At 58.8% G+C, this 23,244-nt stretch carries 22 protein-coding genes; 5 read left to right on the top strand and 17 right to left on the bottom strand.

Going from position 1 to position 23,244, the window contains the following annotated elements; genetic code table 11:
* Positions 1-59 precede the first annotated feature (59 nt).
* Together AB4O01_RS02550 and AB4O01_RS02545 are read right to left on the bottom strand one after the other, a co-directional pair.
* On the bottom strand, positions 60-1,334 hold the full coding sequence (locus AB4O01_RS02550) for a glucarate dehydratase family protein (protein WP_427119367.1): 1,275 nt from the start codon (positions 1,332-1,334) through the stop codon (positions 60-62).
* 30 nt (positions 1,335-1,364) lie between these two features.
* Complete coding sequence (locus tag AB4O01_RS02545; protein WP_460090574.1) at positions 1,365-2,732, bottom strand: MFS transporter; 1,368 nt, start codon at positions 2,730-2,732, stop codon at positions 1,365-1,367.
* Between the two features lie 118 nt (positions 2,733-2,850).
* Here AB4O01_RS02545 and AB4O01_RS02540 point away from each other — a divergent pair, with 118 nt between their 5' ends.
* Complete coding sequence (locus AB4O01_RS02540; protein WP_194934364.1) at positions 2,851-3,750, top strand: LysR family transcriptional regulator; 900 nt, start codon at positions 2,851-2,853, stop codon at positions 3,748-3,750.
* A 126-nt stretch (positions 3,751-3,876) separates the two neighbouring features.
* On the opposite strand, the gene AB4O01_RS02535 is transcribed toward AB4O01_RS02540, so the two are convergent.
* The 6 genes from AB4O01_RS02535 to AB4O01_RS02510 form a co-directional block, all read right to left on the bottom strand.
* On the bottom strand, positions 3,877-4,482 hold the full coding sequence (locus tag AB4O01_RS02535) for a DUF6338 family protein (protein WP_460090572.1): 606 nt from the start codon (positions 4,480-4,482) through the stop codon (positions 3,877-3,879).
* A 102-nt stretch (positions 4,483-4,584) separates the two neighbouring features.
* Positions 4,585-6,198, bottom strand: coding sequence for a GMC family oxidoreductase (locus tag AB4O01_RS02530; protein ID WP_460090571.1), 1,614 nt, complete (start codon positions 6,196-6,198; stop codon positions 4,585-4,587).
* 163 nt (positions 6,199-6,361) lie between these two features.
* The gene (locus AB4O01_RS02525) at positions 6,362-7,579 is read right to left on the bottom strand and encodes a mandelate racemase/muconate lactonizing enzyme family protein (RefSeq protein ID WP_116255444.1); all 1,218 of its coding nucleotides are present in this window, start codon (positions 7,577-7,579) and stop codon (positions 6,362-6,364) included.
* Position 7,580: 1 nt separating this feature from the next.
* On the bottom strand, positions 7,581-8,900 hold the full coding sequence (locus tag AB4O01_RS02520) for an MFS transporter (protein ID WP_093437433.1): 1,320 nt from the start codon (positions 8,898-8,900) through the stop codon (positions 7,581-7,583).
* A gap of 82 nt (positions 8,901-8,982) precedes the next feature.
* Positions 8,983-10,407 carry an aldehyde dehydrogenase gene (gene aldA / locus AB4O01_RS02515; RefSeq protein WP_320337195.1) on the bottom strand — a complete coding sequence of 475 codons (1,425 nt, stop codon included), beginning with the start codon at positions 10,405-10,407 and terminating at the stop codon, positions 8,983-8,985.
* Positions 10,408-10,641: 234 nt separating this feature from the next.
* Entirely contained in the window at positions 10,642-11,574 is a 933-nt protein-coding gene (locus AB4O01_RS02510; RefSeq protein WP_186623582.1) for a LysR substrate-binding domain-containing protein, read from the bottom strand.
* Between the two features lie 186 nt (positions 11,575-11,760).
* Between AB4O01_RS02510 and AB4O01_RS02505 the strand changes: the two genes are divergently transcribed.
* Positions 11,761-12,939: a hypothetical protein gene (locus AB4O01_RS02505; RefSeq protein ID WP_460090570.1), complete on the top strand. Its 1,179-nt coding sequence runs from the start codon at positions 11,761-11,763 to the stop codon at positions 12,937-12,939.
* Positions 12,940-13,146: 207 nt separating this feature from the next.
* The gene (locus AB4O01_RS02500) at positions 13,147-14,022 is read left to right on the top strand and encodes a LysR substrate-binding domain-containing protein (protein ID WP_093437416.1); all 876 of its coding nucleotides are present in this window, start codon (positions 13,147-13,149) and stop codon (positions 14,020-14,022) included.
* A gap of 198 nt (positions 14,023-14,220) precedes the next feature.
* Here AB4O01_RS02500 and AB4O01_RS02495 read toward each other — a convergent pair whose 3' ends face one another.
* The 5 genes from AB4O01_RS02495 to AB4O01_RS02475 all read right to left on the bottom strand — a co-directional run bounded on the left by AB4O01_RS02495 (position 14,221) and on the right by AB4O01_RS02475 (position 19,411).
* Positions 14,221-15,585 (bottom strand): MFS transporter, encoded by a 1,365-nt coding sequence (locus AB4O01_RS02495; RefSeq protein ID WP_320337063.1) that lies wholly within the window; start codon positions 15,583-15,585, stop codon positions 14,221-14,223.
* 169 nt (positions 15,586-15,754) lie between these two features.
* Positions 15,755-17,188: an NAD-dependent succinate-semialdehyde dehydrogenase gene (locus AB4O01_RS02490; protein WP_460090569.1), complete on the bottom strand. Its 1,434-nt coding sequence runs from the start codon at positions 17,186-17,188 to the stop codon at positions 15,755-15,757.
* A complete protein-coding gene (locus tag AB4O01_RS02485; RefSeq protein WP_093437404.1) occupies positions 17,185-18,219 on the bottom strand; it encodes an aldo/keto reductase in 1,035 nt (344 codons plus the stop codon). The genes AB4O01_RS02490 and AB4O01_RS02485 overlap by 4 nt, the downstream gene beginning before the upstream one ends.
* A 10-nt stretch (positions 18,220-18,229) precedes the next feature.
* Positions 18,230-18,742: a formaldehyde-activating enzyme gene (gene fae, locus AB4O01_RS02480; protein ID WP_093437400.1), complete on the bottom strand. Its 513-nt coding sequence runs from the start codon at positions 18,740-18,742 to the stop codon at positions 18,230-18,232.
* 333 nt (positions 18,743-19,075) lie between these two features.
* A complete protein-coding gene (locus AB4O01_RS02475; RefSeq protein WP_116255439.1) occupies positions 19,076-19,411 on the bottom strand; it encodes a hypothetical protein in 336 nt (111 codons plus the stop codon).
* 184 nt (positions 19,412-19,595) lie between these two features.
* On the opposite strand from AB4O01_RS02475, the gene AB4O01_RS02470 reads away from it, so the two are divergent.
* Positions 19,596-19,835 carry a hypothetical protein gene (locus AB4O01_RS02470; RefSeq protein WP_016983018.1) on the top strand — a complete coding sequence of 80 codons (240 nt, stop codon included), beginning with the start codon at positions 19,596-19,598 and terminating at the stop codon, positions 19,833-19,835.
* Positions 19,836-19,902: 67 nt separating this feature from the next.
* Here the strand turns inward: AB4O01_RS02470 and AB4O01_RS02465 are convergent, their stop codons facing one another.
* Positions 19,903-20,100 carry a DUF2188 domain-containing protein gene (locus tag AB4O01_RS02465; protein ID WP_116255438.1) on the bottom strand — a complete coding sequence of 66 codons (198 nt, stop codon included), beginning with the start codon at positions 20,098-20,100 and terminating at the stop codon, positions 19,903-19,905.
* A 224-nt stretch (positions 20,101-20,324) separates the two neighbouring features.
* Here AB4O01_RS02465 and AB4O01_RS02460 point away from each other — a divergent pair, with 224 nt between their 5' ends.
* On the top strand, positions 20,325-20,687 hold the full coding sequence (locus tag AB4O01_RS02460; protein WP_093437386.1) for an NUDIX hydrolase: 363 nt from the start codon (positions 20,325-20,327) through the stop codon (positions 20,685-20,687).
* Between the two features lie 4 nt (positions 20,688-20,691).
* On the opposite strand, the gene AB4O01_RS02455 is transcribed toward AB4O01_RS02460, so the two are convergent.
* From AB4O01_RS02455 to AB4O01_RS02445, 3 genes are all read right to left on the bottom strand, one after another.
* Positions 20,692-20,934 (bottom strand): DUF1652 domain-containing protein, encoded by a 243-nt coding sequence (locus AB4O01_RS02455; RefSeq protein ID WP_093437383.1) that lies wholly within the window; start codon positions 20,932-20,934, stop codon positions 20,692-20,694.
* Positions 20,935-21,043: 109 nt separating this feature from the next.
* Complete coding sequence (locus AB4O01_RS02450) at positions 21,044-21,943, bottom strand: polysaccharide deacetylase family protein (RefSeq protein ID WP_460090566.1); 900 nt, start codon at positions 21,941-21,943, stop codon at positions 21,044-21,046.
* A gap of 131 nt (positions 21,944-22,074) precedes the next feature.
* Entirely contained in the window at positions 22,075-23,022 is a 948-nt protein-coding gene (locus AB4O01_RS02445) for an ABC transporter substrate-binding protein (protein ID WP_460090565.1), read from the bottom strand.
* Positions 23,023-23,244 lie beyond the last annotated feature (222 nt).

Genomic DNA, 23,244 nt, shown 5'->3' with positions numbered 1-23,244 from the left:
AACGCCACAGATCAAATGTGGGAGCGAGCTTGCTCGCGAAGAGGCCAGCGAGCACGACATCAAAATCTCGGTTTAACCGCCCTCCAGTCCGGCTTGTAGCGCTGCATCTGCCGCACATCATCGCGCTGACGAATCCCGCACGTCAGGTACTGATCATGCAGCTTGCCCAACTGATCCCGGTCCAGCTCCAGCCCAAGCCCCGGCGCGCGGGTGATCTTCACGCAACCATCGACAATCGGCAGTTTGCCACCCTTGATCACCTCCTCATCCGGCTCCTGCCACGGGTAATGGGTGTCGCAGGCGTAATCCAGATTCGGCACCGCCGCCGCGACATGCGCCATCGCCATCAGGCTGATACCCAGGTGTGAATTGGAATGCATCGACACACCGAGACCGAACACATCGCACATCTTCGCCAGCGTCTGCGTGTCGCGCAGGCCACCCCAGTAATGGTGATCGGCAAGCACGATCTGCACACTGTTCTGCGCAACGCTGCGACGGAACTCGTCGAAATCGGTGACCACCATATTGGTCGCCAGCGGCAGACCAGTACGCTTGTGCAGTTCGGCCATGCCGTCGAGGCCCGGGGTCGGGTCTTCGTAATACTGCAAATCATCGCCGAGCAACTCGGCCATGCGAATCGAGGTTTCCAGCGACCAGTTGCCGTTCGGATCGATGCGCAACGGGTAACCGGGAAAAGCCTTTTTCAACGCTTTGATGCACGCCACCTCATGCTCCGGCGGCAAGGTGCCGGCCTTGAGCTTGATGCTCTTGAAACCGTACGCCTCGATCATCCGCGCGGCTTGGGCGACGATCTGCTGCTCGCTGAGCGCCTCGCCCCAATTGTCCGGTTTGTACGGCGAATCAACATGCTGCGCATACTTGAAGAACAGGTAGGCGCTGAACGGCACTTCATCGCGAATGGCACCGCCGAGCAGATCCACCAGCGGCACATTGAGGTAATGCGCCTGCAAATCGAGGAACGCCACTTCGAACGCCGAATAGGCATTGCTCACTGCTTTACTGGCGTGGGAACCGGGCGCCAGTTCGGCACCAGCAATGCTTGCAGGTTTGTTCGCGGCAACGGTGGCCTGCACGATCGCGCGCAACTGGTTGAGGTTGAACGGGTCGAGGCCGATCAGTTGCCCCTGCAACTGCTGCTGGATCGCCAGCGCCGGGGCATCGCCATAGCTTTCGCCGAGGCCGATGTAGCCGTTATCGCTTTCGATCTCGATGATCGAACGCAGGGCAAACGGTTCGTGGATGCCGCTGGCGTTGAGCAGCGGCGGATCACGAAAGGCAATCGGGGTCACGGTGACACGGGTGATTTTCAAGATAACGCTCCTGACAGATCAACAATCAATTCAATGGCTCGCGGCCGGTCTGGCCGTCGCGACAACGGCGGTCTCGTCATGGGGCTTTGCCGGAGTTTTACCCTTGGCACCCGGGGCCGTGCGAGCAAAGAAGATCACCACCGCAGCGACCAGTGACGTCGCCGCCAGGCCATAAAGACCGCCCTCGATGGAGCCGGTGGTTTCTTCGAGGATGCCGAACGCCGTCGGTGCAACGAAGCCGCCGAGGTTGCCGATGGAGTTGATCAACGCGATCACTGCAGCGGCAATGCGCGCATCCAGATAGCTTTGCGGAATCGGCCAGAACAACGCCGACGCAGCCTTGAAGCCGATGGCGGCGAAACAGATGGCAACGAAGGCGAAGATCGGCCCGCCAGTGGTCGACATGAACATGCCGATCGCCGCGATCACCAGTGTCAGCGCGACCCAGGCCTGCTGGAATTTCCACTTGCCGGCCATCGCCGCGAAACCATACATAGCAACAATCGAAATGATCCACGGAATCGAATTGAGCAGGCCGACCTGGAAGTCACCGAGGTTGCCCATCTTCTTGATCATGCTCGGCAGCCAGAACGTCGCGCCGTAAATGGTCAGGGCAATGGAGAAGTAGATGAAACAGAACAGCGCAATCTGCCGATCCGCCAACAGCTTGAACATCGACGGTTTGGCCACTTGCACCGCCTCACGAGCACGCTGCTCCTCGGCAATCGCCGCCACCAGCGCTTCGCGTTCCTCTTCGCTCAGCCACTTGGCCTGACGCGGATGCGATTGCACCCAGAACCAGACAAATGCGCAGAGCACCACCGATGCGGCACCCTCGATCAGGAACATCCACTGCCAGCCATGCAAACCCAGGCCACTGATATGCAGCAACGCACCGGACACCGGGCCGGAGATCACCGAAGCAATCGCCGAACCGCTGAGAAACACCGCCATGGTCTTGCCGCGCTCGGAGGCTGGCAGCCATTGGGTGAAGTAATAAATGATCCCCGGAAAGAACCCTGCTTCGGCCGCGCCGAGAATAAAGCGCAGCACATAGAAACTGGTTTCACCTCTAACGAACGCCATGGCCATGGCGGCCGCGCCCCAGGTGAACATGATCCGCGTCAGCCAGACCCGTGCGCCGTAACGTTGCAGGAGCATGTTGGACGGCACTTCGAACAGCGCGTAGCCAACAAAGAACAAACCGGCACCGAGGCCGTAAGCCGCCGCACCGATGCCGAGGTCGGTTTCCATGTGGCTGCGCACGAAACCGATGTTGACCCGATCGATGTAGTTGACGATGAACATCACCACGAACAGCGGCAGCACGTGGCGCTTGACCTTGGCGGCGGCACGGGCAAGCACCGTGACGTCCAGCGGACTCTGGAGGGTTTTCAAGGGGCGACTCCCGATCTTGTTTTTTTAGGGATGGCGTAAAGCGATGGGCCGATCATGGACGGGGTCATTGATCCCGTCTAATCTAACTTGGCATTCGATTGATACCCGGATTAGATCAATGTTCGAACTGACTCAACTGCGCTGCTTCACCACGGTCGCCACCGAACTCAACTTTCGCCGCGCCGCTGAGCGACTGAACATGACCCAGCCGCCACTGAGCCGGCAGATTCAATTGCTCGAGCATCACCTCGGCGTCGAACTGTTTACCCGCAGCACTCGTAGCGTCGCGCTAACGGCTGCCGGTCGGGCGTTCTTCGTCGAAGCACAGAACCTGCTGGAGCGCGCACAGCAAGCAGCCGTCACTGCCCGACGGTTCGCAGAGGGCGACATCGGTACGGTGAACATCAGTTTTGTCGGCAGCGCGGTGTATGAATTTCTGCCTAAGGTGATTGCCGAGGCGCGCCTGAAACAACCGCAGGTGAAAATCGATCTGTCGGAGATGAACACTTACCAGCAGCACGAAGCCCTGCGCGCGCGACGCATCGATTTGGGCATCGCCCGCGCGCCGCTATTGGAGCCTGGCTACGCGACTGAATGCCTGGTGCGCGAACCGTTTGTACTGGCGGTGCCGAGCGGACACCCATTGGCGTCGGCGGCTGAAGTGGCGGTCAGTGATCTGGATAAACAACCGTTCCTGATGTACTCCCATGCCGCGTATCCGCCATTCAACGAATTGCTCACCGGAATGCTGCGCTCGGCTCGGGTTGCGCCGGATTATGTGCAGTGGCTGGGCTCATCGTTGACGATTCTGGCACTGGTGAATGCCGGGATGGGCCTGGCGCTGGTACCGCGCTGCGCCACCAGTGTGGTGTTCAAGAATGTGGTATTTCGCGATATCGATCTGGGTGAAGGCGTGCAGAGCGAGCTGCATCTGATCTGGCGCGAGAACAACGACAACCCGGCGTTTGCGATGTTGCTGGAAGCAATTCGCCGGGCGGTGGCTGAGGGTTGGGGCTAAGGAAATACTAGCTCTTCAGCGGTGGTGGAGCGCTCGGTGCTCTAGGCTGCGCATTTGCCACTGGCTTGCCATCTTTCGTGTAACGACGCGCTACCCATTCCGGCATTGGTTGCGGTGCTCTGGCTGTCATAAAGAAACCTCCGATTTCGGGCCGAATTCGACCCACTTGACCTTGCCGGAATCTATCAGCAAAAACTCAGCGCCAAAAGGCACTTCTGCCCCTTCGGCATCCAGCCAACAGGGATTCTGCATCACGAACTGGCCACTGCTGGATTCCGGTGGCCACTCCACGGGCCAGCCAAAAACGCGCCTTTCATCGTTCAAATGTAGCGTGACCAGACGATGATGTTGGGCAAAAACGCTGAACCATTCGCTGGGGTAGGAAGTTTGTTTCGTGACATTTCGACTGCGTAACCAGCCATGCAATTTGTCATTCGTGGCCAGGTAGCAGGAAAGCAACCCGAGCGTCACCGACACAACGAATGCCCAAATTGTTTCGGCCTTGGCATCCCAACGTCCTACAGAAAAGCCTTTCGAGCCTACCCACAAACACATCGCCCCAATCCCCAAAACCGCTCCCTGAATCACAAATGTAAAAATCAGCGCCTGGACAATCTGCCCGAACGTATCGGGTCGTCTGAAAGCCGTCAGCGAATAAAAAATCCACGCCGACAAAAAACCGGGAATCAGGTACTGCAACAGCGGAATTACTTCTTTGACCAGATCATCCATGATCCGAGGCTCCTTGAAAGACCGGCCGATCTGACTATCGACCGCCCCTCAAAAGCCTAGTGCACACGGCTGAAAACCCTCACGCGCAACTGTCACCACTCATTACGCATCCTGCAAAATCAGATCCGCGCCCTTCTCCGCCACCATCAACACCGCCGCGTGAGTATTGCCCGATGTCACGTTCGGAAAGATCGACGCATCAACAATCCGCAGCCCTTGGAAACCGTGCACCTTCAGCCGCTTGTCGACCACCGACGTCTGCTCGTCAACGCCCATCGCGCACGAACCGCAGAGGTGATAGATCGAGCCACAGTTATCGCGGAAGTACTGCAACATCTGTTCGTCTGTTTCTACCGCCGGCCCAGGCAAAACCTCGTCAACGGTAATGGCCTTTAGCGCCGGCGCATTCATGATCTTGCGCATCAGGCGACTGCCTTGTATCACCTCGTCGATATCCTTTTGCGTGCTCAGGTAATTCGGATCGATCAGCGCCGCGTCCCGGGGATTTTTCGAGGCGATTTCGATATACCCACGGCTGGTCGGCCGGCACGGATTGAAGCACAGCAGAAAGCCGGAATACGGCTCAGGCTTGAGGCTGGCCTTGTTGTTTTTCGGGATCTGGTACGACAGCGGGTTGAAATACAGCTGCAGGTTCGGGTGATTCTGCTGCGCGTCGCCACGGAAAAAACCACCGGCCTGATTGACGCTCATGGCCAAGGCGCCCTTGCGCGTCAGCAGGTATTTCACGCCGAGTTTGAACTGACCGAACAGCGAACTCAGTTCATCGTTGAGCGTCGGGATATTGGCCTTGTAGTAATAGCTGGTGCACAGGTGATCCTGCAGGTTCTGCCCGACTGCCGGCAGGTGTTTGACCAAGGGAATCTGATGTTTGGCCAGAAGCTCACGATCCGCCACGCCGGACAGTTGCAGGATCTTCGGTGTGTCGACGGCACCTGCACACAAGATCACTTCCTTGCGTGCAGTAAAGGTTCGTACCACGCCATGCTGAGTAATCGAGATCCCGGTCGCCTGTTGTTGCGCGTCATCAAACAACACCCGATCCACCAGCGCGAAGTGCTCGACCGTCAGGTTCGGCCGCTTCAGTGCTGGATGCAGATGCGCGAAGCTGCTGGAGCAGCGCTGACCGTTCTTGGTGTTGACGTCGTAGAGACCCGCCCCTTCGAACTTCGCTCCGTTGAAATCTTCACTGCGCGGATAGCCGAGTTCCGAGCAGCCCTCAAGAAATACATCGCAGATCGGATGGGTCTGGCCCTTCATCGGCGTAATACTGATCGGGCCGCTGCCACCGTGATATTCGCTGTCACCCAGTGGATGATTTTCCAGTTTGCGGAAGTACGGCAACACGTCCTTGAAGCCCCAGCCGTCGTTGCCATTGGCGGCCCAATCATCAAAATCATGAGCCTGGCCGCGCACGTAGATCATCGCGTTGATCGAGCCGGAGCCGCCCTGCACCTTGCCGCGCGGTGCGTAGATTTCGCGGTTGCTCAGTTGTTTCTGTGGCTGGCTGTAATACATCCAGTTGAAGGTCGGGTTGTAATACATTTTGGCGAAGCCGACCGGAATCTTGAACCACAGGGAACTGTCCTTGCCGCCCGCTTCCAGCAACAGCACGGTGTATTGGCCCGAGGCCGAGAGCCGGTTGGCCAGCACGCAGCCAGCGGCGCCGGCGCCAGCGATGATGTAGTCGTATGTCATGCACGGTTACCGCGTAAGTCGTTGTACAAAATTCGCCGCCCTTGTGGGAGCGAGCTTGCTCGCGAAGACTGCCTGTCAGCTCGCATTTTCATTGCCTGACACCCCGTCGGTTCGCGAGCGAGCTCACGCCCACAGGGGACTGGCCTGGCAATCAAAGCCTGTGTCAGCCGCGAGCTGGTGAGCTGTCTTTCACGTCCACCGGGGTCGGCGCCATCTGCAGGTGCAAACGCTCGCCGGTGTACGGCGAATGCTTGCGCACCACGTCCATGTTCAGCTCAACCCCCAGGCCCGGCTCGGTGGACGGAATGATGTAGCCGTCCTCCCACTGCAACGGTTTGGTCAGCACTTGCGCGTGGAAGCCACCCCACGTCTCGATGCTTTCCTGAATCAGGAAATTCGGCGTACAGGTCGCCAACTGGAAACTCGCCGCCGCGCCAATCGGCCCGTTGTACAAGTGCGGGGCGATTTGCGCGTAGTAGGCTTCGGCCATGCTGGCGATCTTCTTGGCTTCGAGCAGACCGCCGCAGCGCGCCACGTTCATCTGCAGAATCGACGCGCCGCCAGCCTGCAACAGCTTGAAGAATTCGTACTTGGTGGTCAGGCGCTCGCCAGTGGCGATCGGGATGCTGGTCTTCGCCGCGACCTGCGCCATGGCCTCTTCCTGTCCCGGCGGCACTGGCTCTTCGAACCACAGCGGGTCGTATTTCTCCAGACGCTTGGCCAGGCGGATTGCCGACGAGGGCACCATCTGCCCGTGGGTACCGAAGAGCAGGTCGCACTTGTCGCCGACTGCTTCGCGAATCTTGCGGCAGAAGGTTTCGCATCGCTCCAGCACTTCCAGCGAAATCTGGTGCCCGGAGTACGCGGTGTAAGGGCCGGCCGGATCAAACTTCACGGCGGTGAAGCCCTTGTTCATGTTCTCTATCGCGCACTCGGCGGCCAGATCCGGGTCGTCGTAGTCGTACTCGCCACGGCTGTTGATGGGGTACAGGTAGGTGTAGGAACGCAGACGTTCATTGACCTTGCCGCCGAGCAACTCGTAAACCGGTTTGTTCGCGGCTTTGCCGATGATGTCCCAGCAGGCCATCTCCAGACCGCTGACCACGCCCATCATGGTCAGATCGGGACGCTGGGTGAATCCGCTGGAATACGCCTGGCGAAAGAAGCGCTCGATGTGGTGCGGATCGTGATTGAGCAGGTAGCGTTCGAACACGTCCTCAATGATCGGCAACATGGCTTTCGGGCCGAAGGTCGCGGCGTAGATCTCGCCGACACCTTCAATGCCACAATCGGTCTTCAGCTTGACGAACAGCCAGTACATGCCGCCGATGTGCGGTGGCGGTACGGCAACGATATGGGTTTCAAGGGCGATGATTTTCATCTCAGGCACCTGCTTTTTTCGAAGATTGACGATTGATTCGGGCACGCAAGGTCACGGCAGCGAGGGTGCCGATCAGACCGATAGTCGCGATGTAGCCGAAGTAGAGCTTGTAGCCGAGGGCGCCGGGAAAGTGCTCGGTGAGGTAGCCGTTGATCAGCGGGATAAAGGCATCCGGCATGTAACCGACCACCGAGACGATACCGATGGCCAGACCGGTGATGCGCAGCGGAATGTTGCAGCTGTCGAGAATCGCCCAGTACAGACCACGAATCGCGTAAGTCATCAGGCCGATGAAAATCACCGTGGCAATCAACAGGCCAATGCTGTTGAGCGCGGGGAATACGATAAGCCCGACGATGGCCAGACTGGCCAGCAGCAGCGCGACGATCAGCACCGAGATATTCGAGAACCTGTCGCCCAGCCAGCCGCCACCGATGCCGCCGATCGGGCGCATCCACAACTTGATCGTGGTGATGGTGCCGGCCATGACCGCCGTCATGCCGCTGCCTTGCAAGTAATCGGAGAAACTGTAGGTCGCCCAGAAGATGTGATACCCGCAGAACACGATGGCGGTCACCAGCCACAGCTCCGGGATCTTCACCAGCGTGCCCAGATCGCTGAGCAGATTGAACTTGCCCTTCTCCACCGCGGGCGTGTCTTCCATCGACTTCGGGTCCTTGATCAGCACCAGCAAGCAGCCGATGGCGATACAGGTGAAGGCATACAGATAAACCACGTGTTTGAAGCCTTCGGCGGTCGACTCGCCCCGGGTCTCCGTGGCAAACGCGAACAGACCCAGCGCGACCGTCGCCAGCAACGCCTCAACCAGCCCGCGACCACCGTCGAGAATCCCAAAGAACCGGCCCTGTTCCGTGTGATGAGCAATCATCTTCACGCGCTTGAGCACCGAGGCCCAAAAGGTCAAACCGGTGGTCACCCCCCAGCAACCGAAGATGATCATCAGCCCGCTCATCGACGGTGCCGTCGAGTACCAAAGGCCCAGAGCACCAGTGGCCACCAGCGAGAAGAAAATCAGAAAGCGCGGCGCAATGCGGTCGGCCAGCCAACCGCTAGGCAAGTAGCTGAGCAGAAAAATCGTGCCGAGCATCGAGTACAGATAACCCAGCTCGCTGTGGTTGATCTGGAACACCTCGAGCATGGTCGTTTGATAGACCTGACGAAGATAGAGAATCGGATAGATTGCGCCGGCGGCGAGCACCAGCAACATCAATTGGAAATAGCGACTTCCCTTGTCGCTCTGGCTTTTCACAGCCGACGTGGAACCCTGAACAGCGGCAGCAGAGGATGCATGCTTGGACATTGAAGTGACCTCGGGCGACCCGTGCTCCGGGCGCCCCTGATAATTGTTTTTATAGGTGCAGCGTGAGGCGTGTTGCGGTGGATCAGTACTTCATGACCACGAGTCGGGTCTGGGTGAATTCGAGCATGCCGTGCTTGCCGTCATCGCCGCCCAGGCCCGAGCGTTTCCAGCCGGCGTGGTAGCCCTGATACGGGTCGGCCGGGGTGCGATTGACGTACAACTCGCCGGCCTCGATGGCGTTGGCGACTTTCTGTGCGGTGCGGTAGTTCTCGGTGTAGAGCACCGACGACAGACCGAACTGATGATCGTTGGCCATGGCCAGCGCTTCGTCGATGTCGCGGTATTTGAGTACCGGCAGCACCGGGCCGAAGATTTCTTCCTGAACGATTTCCATGTCCTGACGGCAACCGCTGAGCAGCGTCGGCGGGTAGAAATGCCCCGGGCCTTGCGGCAGCACGCCACCGCTTTCGAGGATTGCGCCGTCAGCGATGGCGCGCTCGACCAAAGCGTGGATGTTCCGCTGCGAACTGGCGTTGACCAGCGGTCCCATCAGGTTGGCGTCGGTGGCGCGGTCGCCGAATTTCACTTCAGCGATTTTGGCCTTGAGCAGTGCGAGGAACCGGTCGTAGACACTTTCCTGCACATAGACACGCTCTACCGCCGTGCACAACTGGCCGCAATGCGTGGTTTTCGACGCGATGATTGCTGTCGCGGCCGCTTCCAGGTCGGCATCCGCTTCGATGATCGCCGGGGTCTTGCCACCCAATTCCAGCGAAGGTTTGGCGATGTTTGCCTTGCAATAATCGAGAACGATGCGCCCGGCGTTGACGCTGCCGGTCAGGGTAATAAGGCCCACGGCCTTATGAGTGCAAACGGCCGCTGCCGTGGCGTGATCCATGGTCAGGATGTTGATCACACCGGCCGGCATGCCCGATTGCTGCACCGCTTTGGCAATTTCAAATGCCGAGGTCGGCGTGTTGTTGCTCGGGCGCACCACCACGGTGTTACCGGCGATCAGTGCCGGGGCGATTTTGCGCAGCAACGTGTAAACCGGGTAGTTGAACGGGATTAGGCAGGCAACGACGCCGATCGGCTCGCGGTGCAGAAACAGGTTTTCGTCAGGGCTGTCGCTGGGGATGATTTCGCCTTCGATACGGCGCGCCCACTCTGCGTGGTAACGAGTGATCTGCGCGGCGTAACGGGCTTCGTTGCTGGCATCGCTGACGCTTTTGCCGGATTCGGCGGCCAGTGCGGCACCGATGGTTTCAGCGCAATCTTCAAGGGCGGCGGCCAAGGCTCGCAGATGTTCGGCGCGCTCGATGCTGGTGAGTTTGCCCCAGACCTTTTGTGCCGCTGCCGCCGCATCGACCGCCGCGGTGGCTTCTTCGGCGGTGGCACCCGACACATGGCCGAGCAACGCTTCGGTAGCAGGGTTGTAGACCGCGATCAGCGCCGCGCTGGCAGGCTCGATAAATTGGCCGTTAACAAAATTTCGCTCGATTCGCATGTGCATCGCCCATCGTTTGTTTTTATCAATGCCACCAGTCTTGTCATCGATGGCGGGTTGAACAAACGATTTATCGGGCGGTTAAACATTCGAAAAATGCAGGTTACCCCCGCATCGGCACAAATCCCCTGTAGGAGTGAGCCTGCTCGCGATGGCGGTGTGTCAGCCACCTATTTTTCGCTGATACACCGCCATCGCGAGCAGGCTCACTCCTACAAGGGAATCTGGGCTGATTCAGATAGCAGCGGTCGAGGGCTCTAACTGGCGCTGCGCCAGCCAGATTTCCTCTTGCAGCCATTGCGAAAAAACCTGCAACTGCGGCATCTCGGTCTGCTCCGGCCGGGTCACCAGCCAATACGACTGGTGCCCCTCCACATGCACATTCAGCACTTGCGTCAACTGCCCGCTGGCCAGTTCCGCAGCGACCATGTGCCAGTCGGCTATGGTGATGCCCAGACCATCGGTCGCCGCCCGAATCGCCAGATCCAGCAGATCGAACTCGTAGCCGCCCTGGGTATCCACGCCGGTGATCCGCGCCGCATCGAGCCAATGTTTCCAGGTCAGATAACGCTGATCCTCCTTGGCCAATACGTGCAACAACGTCAGGCGATTGAGATCAATGCCCGACTCGCCACTTTCACGGGCATACAGAGAGGGGGCGCACACGGCGATATGGCGCTCCTGAATCAACAATGAACTGTCGAGACCGTCCCACTCGCCGTCGCCAAAACGGATCGCACAATCAAGCGTGCTGGTTTCCGCGAGGCTGTCCTGCAAGCGCGTGGTGATGCTCAATTCCAGCTCCGGATGCTGTTCGCGCAGACGCCCCAGACGCGGCATCAACCAGCGGCTGGTAAAGGTGGGCGGTGCGTTGATGTGCAAGCGGTTGGAGTGGGTTTTCTGCTGAATACTGCGCACTGTCAGCTCGATCTTGTCGAATGACTGGTGCAATGCCCGCAGGAGAATCTTGCCGGCACCGGTCAGCTCCAAATGGTGATGGCGGCGCTCCAGCAAACTCTCGCCGAGCTGTTCTTCCAATTGCCGCACCTGCCGGCTGACGGCGCTTTGGGTGACATTGAGCAACTCGGCGGCGCGGGTAAAACTACCGGTGCTGCCGGCCACCTCGAACGCTTTGAGTGCGTTCAGGCCGGGCATTTTGCGTTTCATATCAAGGCACTCGAAAACCACTGACAGGGCACAAAGCATCCCACGACTGTGCCGGACTGTCCTACAGGAATTTGCGAGTAACATGCATTCCATGCAGGTTTACTCACCGTTTTTATCGTTTGTTCAACCACCAGCGGATGGCAAAACTGCGCGGCATCTCTAATAAAAACAATCGAGAGCTGCTCCATGCCCTTCTCTGCTTCCTTTCGCTTGCGCACCACGTCCATCGTCCTGTTCTGCAGCATTGCCGCTCCGGCGATGGCTGTGCAGGTCACCGACAATCTTGATCTGGGCGGCGCCATTCGTGCGCGCTGGGACCTGGACCCGGATCGCGACATTCAGAAGTTCGGTCTCGACACGGTATTCCTCAGTGCCAAGTACAATTCCGACAGCTGGATCGGTGAAGCGCAGTACCGCTTTTACGGTCGTTCGTATCCCTACCAGTACACGAAAAACTACGGCGACATCCAGTTCGCCAAGTTCGCGTGGGTCGGCTACAAATTCAATCCCGATCAGCAAGTGCAGGTCGGCCTGAACACCGTGCCGTTCGGCTTGCAGCCGTACTTCGGCAGCACCTTCTACGAAACCCTTGGCAACGTTATCGGCCTCGAAGACGTGCAACAGGTCGGCGCCAAGTACATCCAGCAAAGTGGCGACTGGAACGTCCAGGCCGGTTACTACCTGCGCCCGGCGTGGCAAGGCAAAGGCACCAGCAATGGCGTGAGCTACTCCAGCATCGTCTCCGAGGCCGACAGCTATGTCGCCGATGGCAGCGACAACCAGGAACGCAACACCGTGGTGCTGCGCGTGGCCAAGACACTCGATCTGGGCCCGTGGAAATCCGAGGTCGGCGTCTCCGGCCTGACTTCCAGCCTGCAGAACCGCGACACCCACAACGATGGCCGGCGCAACGCCGTAGCCATCCACTATCTGGGCAAGAACGGGCCTTGGGGCGTGCAACTGCAAGCGGCGCGGCAACAGATGTCGCCGCGCAATCCCGGCAGTGATGAAGTGGTCACCCTCGGCGGCTACGACGGCACCTACAACGTCGCCAGTCGCGGCAATCTGTACGTGGCCGACCTGAGCTATGACGTCGGAGGCAAATACCTCTTTGATCAGGTCAGCGGGGTCAAGCTTTACGCCAACTACAGCGCCTTCGACAAATCCGCCAGCGGCTACAAGACGTCAGAGCGGATGATCCTCGGCAGCTCGTTTTCGGTGAGCAAATTGTGGGTCGCGGCCGAGTGGTTGTTTGGTCGGAATGATCCGTACATTGGCGGCAGCAGTTACACCCAGAGTCTGGCTGCGGGTGGGCTGGATCAGTGGGAGAACCAGGTGTATGTGAACGTTGGTTACTACTTCTGATCCAGATTGTTCGAATTCATGAAATAGCTATCGCGAGCAGGCTCGCTCCCACATTGGAATGCATTCCAGGGTAGGAGCGAGCCTGCTCGCGAAGGCGCCCGCACAAACTCCACTTGCATCAAACCCTCACCAATAGTCAGATACCCCCTACAAACAAAACCTACAAAAACAAACCGAGCCAAACGCTCGATCCGGGGTTCTGCCTCCATGCGTCAACTGCCCTCCCTCAACACCCTGCGCGTGTTCGAAGAAGTCGCGCGTCATCGCAGCTTCAGCCAGGCCGCACTCGGCCTTAACGTCACCCAGGGCGCAGTCAGTCGTCAGATCAAACAACTCGAAGACTACCTCGGCGTCGCGCTGTTCGTGCGCACCCCGCAAGGCCTCTCGCTGACCGAAGCCGGCAGCAATCTCAAACCGCATCTGGCCGAAGCCTTCGATCATATGGAACGCGCCCTGCAAGCGGTACGCGTGCCCAATCTGCGCCAGCGCCTGCGCGTACTCGCCCCACCGACCTGGGCCACGCGCTGGCTGTCGCCACACCTGCGCGCGTTCTGCCAGCGCTACCCCGACATCAGCCTCAGCGTGACCAATCAGGCCAGTCACGACAGCCTCGCGGACATCGATTGCCACATTCGTTTTGGCCTCGCCGCGTCAACGCACTGCGCCAGTCAGCTATTGGTCATGGAACGGCATATTGCGGTGGCCAGTCCGGAGCTGTTTAACGGCGATCAAGCGCCAGACCTGCACGAGTTTCCGTTGTTGCACATTCTGCATGACGGCAAGCGTCTGAAGGTCTGGGAGAACTGGCTGGCGGCGATGGGGCGAGAGGATATCGATGCGGGACAAGGCTTGGAATTCAGCACACTCGATCAGGTGATTCACACCGCACTGGCGGGTGGCGGACTGGCGGTGATTGATCGGCAGATGATCGAGAAGGAGTTGGCCAACGGCAGCCTGGTGCCGATCACTCCGATTGAAGTGATCGGGCCTTATGGCTATTGGCTGGATGTGGCGAATGACAAGCAAGGCCTGTCGAAAGTGAAGCTGTTCACCGATTGGCTGAGCCTGGTGAGCAATCCCTGAAAGAGCCCCTCACCCTAGCCCTCTCCCGGAGGGAGAGGGCTAGGGTGAGGTGATTATTCGAACTACGCCGACCTGAGATACCGAGTCGAACGTAGATTTTGAATATTACATAGATCGCCCCCTTTCCCCCTCGCCCCTTGGGGGCGGTCCGACGTTTCGGGAGGGCTGGGGTGAGGGGGAGGTTTTAAGCCTTGCACATCAAATCGGCGTAGCGACTTTGCTCACCACAATCGAACTCCCCTCCACCGTGGTCTGCGCCTTGCACGCCTGACTCAACGTCAGCGATTTGGTCTCCGGCGCCCACGCCCACGACAGCCATGCGCCAATCGCCAGAATCGCCGCGAGAATGCCCATCGTCGGGCTCAAGCCGATCCCGGCCACACTCACCGGCAGCAGGAACGTACTCACGGCCGACCCCAAACGACTCACTGCCGTCGCCAGCCCGATACCGCTGGCGCGAACCTCGGTCGGAAAGCTCTCCGCCGGGAACACCCCGACCAGATTGCTCACCGCCGACAACACCAACGTAAACAGACCAAACACCAGCACCATCAGCCACGCCGCACTGCCCGGCAGTACCGCCAGCAGAAACAGCGCCACCGAGAGAATGATGAACGAGTTGATGAGGAATCCACGCCGGGTGAATTTGATCGTGCACCAGATACCGATCAGCGCGCCGAGGATCAGCAGCATGTTCAACATCAACTCAGTGCCGAATCCTTCGGCCAGGCCCATCTTCTGCAAAATCGACGGCAGGAATGTGTAGATCGCAAAGTACGGCATCACGATGCACACGAAGAACAGGCAGTTGAACGCGGTGCGCTTGCGGTACTCACGGCTGAACAGCACCGCATACCCGGAACGGGTTTCCGTAGAGCGGGTTTCGTCGAGTTCGACGTTATCGCCCAAGTGTTTTTTGACGATCGCCCGCGCCTCGGCGATGCGTCCCTGATTGACCAGCCAGCGTGGCGATTCCGGCGTGCCGATGCGCGCGATCAGGATCAATGCCGCCGGAATCGCCGACGACGCCAGCATCCAGCGCCAGGCATCATCGCCAAGGCTGAGCATCGCCGTGCCGACGAAGGTTGCGGCAACGTAACCGAAGGTCCAGATCACGCTGAAAGAACCGAGCAAAACGCCGCGATGTTTCTTCGGCGAGAACTCGGCCAGCATCGCGTGGCCGACGCTGAAATCGCCGCCCAAGCCGATGCCGATCAGCACCCGGCAGAGAAACAGACTCATCGCTGTTTCGACATAAAACTGCATCACCGAGGCCACGGTGATCAGCACAAAACTGACCAGAAAGATTTTCTGGCGGCCGACCTTGTCGGAGATCCAGCCGAAAAACAGACTACCGAGAAACAGCCCGATCAACGCCGACGCGCCGATCAAGCCTTGCCAGAACGCATCCAGTTGCATCTGCGGACTGAGCAAGGTGAACGCGATACCGATCAGGCCGAGAATGTAGCCGTCGGTGAAGTGCGCGCCGAAGGTCAGGCCGGCGATCTTGATGTGAAACCGGCCGATCGGCAGGTCATCGATTTTTATGGGTTGAGCGGACATGTTCGTCTCCAATTGTTGTTATTGACGGAGAAACCGATTGCTCTTGCTTTTGCTTTTTGTGGGAGCCGAGCTTGCTCGCGAAGGCGGCATGTCAGTCACATTACTTTCCACTGATAGACCGTCTTCGCGAGCAGGCTCAGCGCTCACAAAGATTGTTGTTTTCGGGGAATCAGAGACCACCCATCAACAGGTATTTGATCTCCAGATAGTCATCCAGACCGTACTTCGAACCTTCGCGGCCGAGGCCCGATTCCTTGATTCCGCCGAACGGTGCCACTTCCGTGGAGATGATCCCTTCGTTGATCCCGACCATGCCCGCCTCCAGGCCTTCAGCCATACGCCAGACCCGGCCGATGTCGCGGCTGTAGAAATACGCCGACAACCCGAAAGGCGTGTCATTGGCGCGTTCCAGCACTTCGGCCTCGTCCTTGAAGCGGAAGCACGCTGCCACCGGACCGAAGGTTTCGTCCTGGGCAATCAACATGTCGCCGTTGACCTCAGTGAGGATGGTCGGCTCGTAGAACGTGCCGCCCAAGGCGTGACGACGACCGCCACACAACAATGTCGCGCCCTTCTCCAGGGCATCGCTGACATGGCTTTCCACCTTGGCCAGCGCCGCGCTGTTGATCAGTGGACCTTGTTCGGTATCACCGTCCAGTGCACTGCCGACGCGCATCGCCGCCACCGCTTCCGCAAGCTTGCCGGTGAAGGCTTCGTAGACGCCGTCCTGAATAAAGAAGCGATTCACGCACACGCAAGTCTGCCCGGTGTTGCGGAATTTCGAGGCCATTGCGCCTTTGACTGCGGCATCCAGATCGGCATCGTCGAAGACAATGAACGGCGCATTGCCACCCAGTTCCAGCGAGACCTTTTTCAAGGTGTCGGCGGCCTGACGCATGAGCAACTTGCCGGTGCGAGTAGAGCCGGTGAAGGACAATTTGCGCACGATGCTCGATGCCTGCAGCGCGCCACCGATGGCGACGGCATCGCCGGACACAATGTTGAAGACACCAGCCGGAATCCCCGCCTGCTCGGCCAACACGGCCAAGGCAAAGGCCGACAGCGGCGTCTCTTCCGATGGTTTGAGAATCATCGTGCAACCCGCCGCCAGCGCCGGCCCGACCTTGCGAGTGACCATCGCCAACGGGAAATTCCACGGGGTGATCGCCGCGACCACACCAATGGCTTCCTTGACCACGATGATTCGCGCATCGGCCTTGTGGCTCGGGATCACATCGCCGTAGGCCCGCTTGGCTTCCTCGCCGAACCACTCGAGAAAACTCGCCGCGTAAACCACTTCGCCCATGGCCTCGGCCAGCGGCTTGCCTTGTTCACGACTGAGCAGCGTGGCCAGATCCTTCTGGTTGGCGAGCATCAATTCGCTCCAGCGCTTGAGGCGTTGACTGCGTTCCTTCGCGGTCAATTTGCGCCACGCCGGCAGTGCGCGGTTGGCGGCGTCGATGGCCAGGCTGGTCGCTTCGGCGCCAGCCTTCTGCACCTCAGTGATCAGCTCGCCGTTGGCCGGGTTGCGCACCGGATAGGTCGCGCCGCCCTGCCCCCACTGGCCATCGATGAAGTTGCCGTGACGGATCAAATCGCTCATGCCACCGCTCCCTGCAGAGTGAAACGCTCAAGCCCCGGACGCGCCGAGCGGAGGATGCGTTTGCCGGCGGTGTAATCGTTGATCACGTCGCACGGGGTGTAATTGCGTTCCAGCTCATGCAATTCATCAGCGTCGAGCCTGGTTTCAAGTGCGGCCAATGCGCTGTCGAATTGCGCGGTGGTGTCGGCGCCGACCAGCATGCAATCAACGCCCGGATGGTTCGCCACCCAAGCCTGGGCGATCTGCGCATTCGACACACCGCGAGCACGGGCTACGCGCTGCACCGAGTGGGCGATTTCGAACGAGGCTTCGTCGCTGTACATCTGCTGAGTGAAAAAGTCGGTCTGGTTGCGGGTCGACTGCACGTCACCGGTCAACAGACCACGCGCCAAAGGACTGAACACCGATACGCCGATGCCCTGATCGCGACAGAACGGAATCATTTCGCGCTCTTCTTCGCGGTAAGCACAGTTCAGTTGCAGCTGCATGTTGATCGGTTTGACCCAACCATTGCGCTCGCAGGCCATGAGGATCTTCGCCAGCTGCCCGGTGAGCATGGTCGAAACGCCGATGTAACGGGCCTTGCCGGAGCGCACGATGTCATTCAAGGCGCCCATGGTTTCTTCGACCGGGGTGTTCACATCGAAGTAATGCAGCATGAAGACGTCGACGTAATCCATGTCCAGACGCTTCAGCGAGGCATCGATGCTGTCCATGATGTGCTTGCGCGAATGGCCGCTGGCGTTGATGCCGCTGCGGGTGCCGTAACCGACTTTGGTGGTGATCACCAGGTCTTCGCGACGGGCCAGACGCTTGACGATGCGACCCACCACCTCTTCGCCGACACCGGCGGAATAGAAGTCGGCGAGGTCAATGAAGTTCACGCCGTTGTCCAGTGCGTGCGCGACGATCGGCTCACTCTGCTTTTCATTGAAGATCCACGGTTTCCAGTCCGGCGTGCCCATGTTCATGGTGCCCAGGCACAGACGCGAAACCTGCAGGCCGGAGTTGCCCAAACGGATGTATTGCATGGCGTCGACCTCAGGCTTTTGGCGTGTAGAAAGGATTGCTGATGTGCGCAACGACGTCTTTCAGTTGCGCGGTTTCCGGCTTGCCGGTCAGTGCCGCGCGGATCGCGGTGCGGCAGGCGTTGTAGTTGTTCAGGTACACCGCATCGAGGTCGTCGCACGCCGGGTTGACCCAATTGGCGGTGACGATTGCCCATTCGTCTTCGGCTTCCGGCGGCAGCGTGCCGTCGAGCAGCGCTTCGAGCACGGCTTTGGCGATCCCGGCCTGCGAGGCGCCCCACGTGGCGTTGCCGTGCAGGTCGCTGCTGATCGCGGCTTTATTCACGTACAAGGTCATCGGTTTGACCGGGATGTTCGGCTGCGCAATCACCATGAACGGGCAGTGCCCCTGGCTCGGCGACGCGAGGCTGTTGGCGAACGCCTGCCCGGCCGGGCCGTTACGCGGGCCAATCAGAATATTGATGTGCGCGGCGTTGACGCCCGGGCCTTCGAAACCTTCACCGATGTACAGGTCGAGTTCTTTCATCAGTCATTACTCTTGTGCGATACGAGGGATGTTCGATAGCTCACGCGCACCTGATAGCGAGCGTGTTCAATAACGGGCGGAGGGAGAGTCGGCGGGATAAAGGGGGCATGGCTGCAAACGCTCTCTGGTTGTTATTGATGAGCTGTGTTTGCGATTTTTTAACACCGGGACTGGAGCCGGCCGTAACCATTAAAAATCATGGGGCAATGAGTTTTAGTCATAGCCCTTCTCGCGGGCAAAAAAAACCCGCTCAGTGAGCGGGATGGTTGAAGGCGATGCGTCCGGATTGGCCATTGATGGCCGGCGCTCGATGCACACCGCCTGCAGGCGTGGTTACAGGCAGTCACGCACCGATTGGCGCAACGACCCGGACTTGGCCCACGGCGGCCCCTGATACAACGAAACCCGGCTGCCATCCTTGTACTTGACGATGTCGAGGATCTCGTCCGCCGTGATGATGCTTGGCGCGGTGATGCGGTAGCCGTTGGAAATCGACGTCTGCGAAGTCTTGGCCACATCCTTCTGCCACAACGGTAATAAACACGCAGCATAGTCCTTGGGCGACTTGGTACTGGTCTTGCTGATATTCGGCTCACCCGGCACCAGCGAGGCCGGCAACGAGCAACCTGCCAACAGGGTCAACGCCAGACTCCCGATCCATATCCGCATGGTGTATTCCTGATCTGAAAAAAGTGAATGTAGCGTGTAAGCGGCGCTACATCCATCGTGGCACCGCGCCCTTGGCGCAATCTGCACAACTTTTCACAACCGTTCAGCGTGCTGACGAACAGGCTTTGCCCATCGACGAAAAATGCGACTACTCTTTTCTACCGAGAATGTTCTGGAGGTGATCATGCGGCTCAATGAATACGAACACGAACTTCAACGCGACCTGCAAAGCGTTGCATCGGACTTGAGATGGTCGGCGGTCGACCTCAAACGTATCGCCGAACAACTGCGCAAATCCGGCAACGAGGCAGATGCGCAAAGCGTGCTGAGATCCTGTGAGGTGCTGCAAAGCGATGAGGAACGGCTGCAACTCTATGCCAAGGAAGTGAAAGCCCGCGCCATCAGCCGGACCAAGGTCCACTGAGACCCACCCACCTACCTCAAACAAAAGCCCCGACACATGCCGGGGCTCTTTCGTTACGGCCTGCCTGTCAGTGGGTTTTGTGACTTTGCGCGCGCGCCGAGCGTTTTTTGTAGCCAGGCAACGCAGCGGCATAGGCCAGTGCTTCCTCCCTGCTGCCAAACGACGCCAGCCGATCGCCCTGAGTGCAAACCCGCCATGGGCCATTGTTCACGCTAAGCACGTCATAGCCGTTCATGTGCATCTTGATCAACATCGGCATGCTCATGGACACCTCCATTTTCGCTAACGGTCAGATCCAGCTTCACGCTTTTACCTTACACCCTGATCCGCCCGAAATGCCGACCGGGTGTCGCAAGCCGCATCCGTCATGGCTCTGGCACTTTTCCCCGCCGCAAACGCTCCAAACTCCAATGAAACCTTTGTTGCTGGATCCGGCTCAAATATTGCAGTTTTATTACCATTTCGTGACAAGCAATAAACAGGTAACAGATGAAAGTACGCGCAACCGTTATATGCGAACAGGATCGCCACGTTCTCCTGGTACGCAAACCCCGCTGCCGCTGGACATTGCCCGGCGGCAAGGTCGAGCCCGGGGAAACCCGAGCGCAGGCTGCCGTACGTGAACTGCAAGAAGAAACCGGCCTGGACGCCGACGATGTGTTGTATTTAATGGAATTGCAGAGCGGCAGCACACAGCATCATGTCTACGAGGTCTCCGTGCTGGACTTCGAACAGGTGCGGCCGCAGAACGAGATCATTGATTGCATCTGGCATCCGCTGGACGCAGTGCGCAATCTGCACACCAGTGAGGCGACATTGCGCATTGTTGAAGCGTTTCGACGACGTTTATGAGGCGTTAACCAGCAAAGGCCCGGCGACCGGCGCTCATTTCGGTGCGTAACTCACCGATGAAGTTGGAAATGTCACGGATCGTGACGAGGTGTTCCGGGGAAACGCCAGTGAGCAGCAATTCGACACGCCCGCTGTCCGGCTCATAAACCTTGATTTGCAGCAGTCCCTGCGCACTCGGAATGCAGTCACACTTGAACGCAGGAAAGCCGGATTCGACAATCCGGCAAATATCGTCAATGGCAAGCATGAGTGCACGCCTCGCAGGCGTTGGTCGGTCGACTCGTTGAGCATAGATGAGCCATTTGTGGCTTGCCCGATACAAAATGCCAACCCGATCACAACAATCCACCTCGCCCTCAGTGTGCGTCGTGATCCCAGATCCAGTTCCACATCCCCGGCAAATTTACCGGCTCCGAGCTTTTTTCCACCGTACGAGCCAATGCGGCTTTCTCAAGTTCAGCGTGATCATCATAGAAAGGCTTGTCAGCCAGCTTCACACCCGTGGCAGCGGCGCTATCGAGCAGAATCTGCAGGTATTCGCGCGTGTGCCGCGCGGAATAGCGATTCAGATCATGAAACGTCACTACTACCGGAATCACCCCGTCAACGGTCGGAAATTCGCCAAGGGCAATCCGTTCACGAACTTCTGATAATTGTCGCAGCATGTTTGCCCGACGCCTCGGGCTGGCATTGAAGCCCCAGATCTTGCCATCGTTGGCACTTAAATCCGTGAGCAACACATGCAAATCATGCTGTTGATAAGCGGCAAAGGTACGTTTGTCGTAATTCCAGAACGGCGGGCGCAGCAACTTCGGCGGCGCGCCAGTGATGGCAGCGATATCAGCCGTGCCGTTGGTCAGCGATTCTTCGAGTTCTTGCGGATCGAGCAAGCGATGATTGGTGTGCCAGTGGGTGGCCGTGTGAAACGCCAGTATGTGGCCTTCCTCGTGCTCACGCCGCATGATGCCGCGACCGATGTCACTGTTGCCCGCTCGCGGTGCGCGCGTCTGCACGAAGAACACCGCTTTGATATTCGGCATCAGCGAATTGTCCTTGAGGCTGTCGAGCACCGTCGCCGACGGATTCCAGAAACTGGATGCGCTGGGGCCGTCATCGAACGTCAACAGGAAGCGCACCGGTGCCTGAGTTTTCAGGCGCGTTTCGGTTTGCGCGGTCATTTCTATCGGGGCGGCGATACAACCGGCCAGCCCGAGGGCGATGAGCGCTGCACAGAGAAGCTTGAATCCGGATGTCATGTTTTGCCTTGAGCACGGCGGCTGCCGTCATGTTGTCGATTGGCAAAACTCCCTCGCCCTTATCCATCCTTGCGCCCCGATCTGCGAGCGGAGGTTGGATAAGGTACACAGGGTTTGGTTCCGGCGCTCGCTCAGTGAGCCAATGCCTGTTGAAAGGACGTGTCAATAATGCCGGCAGTGGCTAACGGAGCCGGCAGCGCTTTCACTTTGAACAGGAAGTCGGCAGTACTTTGCAAATCCGTCGCCGCTTGTGTGTCAACGGGGCCGACCGTCATGTGCGCCTGACGCAACCAGTGGCGCGACACCTGCTGATCGAGATTGGCTTTCTTCGCCCACAGATCGGCGTATTCATCCGTGTGGCTGTCGACCCAGGCCCGCGCCTGCTTCAAGCGCCCGAGAAAATCCGCGATGGCTGCACGTTTGCTGTCGATGGACGGTGTCGACGCCGCGATAGCACTGAGGCCCGGCATCAGATTCTTGGCGGTCAGGATCGGCCGCGCGCCGGAAAATACGATCTGCTGGGAAATGTACGGTTCCCATACCGGGAAAGCGTCGATGCTGCCCTGTGGAAGGGCTGCGGCGGCATCGATCGGCATCAGTTTGACGAAATCGACGTAGTTTTCCGGCAGACCGCCCTGCTCCAGGGCGCGCAAGGTCAACTGCTGACTCCAGGCGCCAGGCCAATAAGCGACTTTCTTGCCCTTCAGATCAGCGATGGTTTTTACCGGCGAGTCCTTCGGCACGAGTAACGCGATGGTGTCCGGATTCTGCCGCGATACGCCAATCAGCTTCACCGGCGCCTGCTTGGCAGCCAGAAACAAAAAACCGGAATCGCCCAGAAAGCCCAGATCCAGCGAACCGGTCTGCAAGGCTTCCGCCAAAGGTGCAGCGGCCTGGAAGTGCTTCCAGTCGACGGTATAAGGCGCGTCTTTCAACACGCCGGACGCCTCCACCGAGGCACGGATGTTGTAGTAGTTCTGATCACCGACGTGCAGGACCAAGGGCTCGGCTGCGTAGGAAAGTGGCGAGGTAAATAATGCAGTGATTAACGCACTGCGGAGGAAACGAGAAAGCTTCATGGCGAGTCCTGCGAAAGTAATTGCATAGACCATAACGCTGTTGATTCAAGGTTTTGAAATTCGATAAATGCATAAGCTCCTCACGGTTGATACTTGCTGTTTGCTTGCCAACAGTAGCGAATCACACTGTTTCCCCCGCAACAGCTGAAATCCTGCACCTGGCGTTAAAACCCTTATAAACCGGCGCTCTCAAGCACATGGCACAGAGCCTGCAATATTCCA

Source organism: Pseudomonas sp. S2_E02 (genome assembly GCF_054668355.1).
Note: the sequence above shows the minus strand (reverse complement) of the source record. Positions and strands in the feature narration are given on the sequence as shown.

Coding starts and splice junctions, on each gene's coding strand:
- AB4O01_RS02540 (WP_194934364.1), top strand. CDS start 2,851: ATGTTCGAACTGACTCAACTGCGCTGCTTCACCACGGTCGCCACCGAA.
- AB4O01_RS02535 (WP_460090572.1), bottom strand. CDS start 4,482: ATGGATGATCTGGTCAAAGAAGTAATTCCGCTGTTGCAGTACCTGATT.
- AB4O01_RS02460 (WP_093437386.1), top strand. CDS start 20,325: ATGAAAGTACGCGCAACCGTTATATGCGAACAGGATCGCCACGTTCTC.
- AB4O01_RS02495 (WP_320337063.1), bottom strand. CDS start 15,585: ATGTCCGCTCAACCCATAAAAATCGATGACCTGCCGATCGGCCGGTTT.
- fae (WP_093437400.1), bottom strand. CDS start 18,742: ATGAAAGAACTCGACCTGTACATCGGTGAAGGTTTCGAAGGCCCGGGC.
- AB4O01_RS02510 (WP_186623582.1), bottom strand. CDS start 11,574: ATGAAACGCAAAATGCCCGGCCTGAACGCACTCAAAGCGTTCGAGGTG.
- AB4O01_RS02530 (WP_460090571.1), bottom strand. CDS start 6,198: ATGACATACGACTACATCATCGCTGGCGCCGGCGCCGCTGGCTGCGTG.
- AB4O01_RS02485 (WP_093437404.1), bottom strand. CDS start 18,219: ATGCAATACATCCGTTTGGGCAACTCCGGCCTGCAGGTTTCGCGTCTG.
- AB4O01_RS02450 (WP_460090566.1), bottom strand. CDS start 21,943: ATGACATCCGGATTCAAGCTTCTCTGTGCAGCGCTCATCGCCCTCGGG.
- AB4O01_RS02470 (WP_016983018.1), top strand. CDS start 19,596: ATGCGGCTCAATGAATACGAACACGAACTTCAACGCGACCTGCAAAGC.
- aldA (WP_320337195.1), bottom strand. CDS start 10,407: ATGCGAATCGAGCGAAATTTTGTTAACGGCCAATTTATCGAGCCTGCC.
- AB4O01_RS02505 (WP_460090570.1), top strand. CDS start 11,761: ATGCCCTTCTCTGCTTCCTTTCGCTTGCGCACCACGTCCATCGTCCTG.
- AB4O01_RS02500 (WP_093437416.1), top strand. CDS start 13,147: ATGCGTCAACTGCCCTCCCTCAACACCCTGCGCGTGTTCGAAGAAGTC.
- AB4O01_RS02445 (WP_460090565.1), bottom strand. CDS start 23,022: ATGAAGCTTTCTCGTTTCCTCCGCAGTGCGTTAATCACTGCATTATTT.
- AB4O01_RS02490 (WP_460090569.1), bottom strand. CDS start 17,188: ATGAGCGATTTGATCCGTCACGGCAACTTCATCGATGGCCAGTGGGGG.
- AB4O01_RS02475 (WP_116255439.1), bottom strand. CDS start 19,411: ATGCGGATATGGATCGGGAGTCTGGCGTTGACCCTGTTGGCAGGTTGC.
- AB4O01_RS02525 (WP_116255444.1), bottom strand. CDS start 7,579: ATGAAAATCATCGCCCTTGAAACCCATATCGTTGCCGTACCGCCACCG.
- AB4O01_RS02455 (WP_093437383.1), bottom strand. CDS start 20,934: ATGCTTGCCATTGACGATATTTGCCGGATTGTCGAATCCGGCTTTCCT.
- AB4O01_RS02520 (WP_093437433.1), bottom strand. CDS start 8,900: ATGTCCAAGCATGCATCCTCTGCTGCCGCTGTTCAGGGTTCCACGTCG.
- AB4O01_RS02465 (WP_116255438.1), bottom strand. CDS start 20,100: ATGAGCATGCCGATGTTGATCAAGATGCACATGAACGGCTATGACGTG.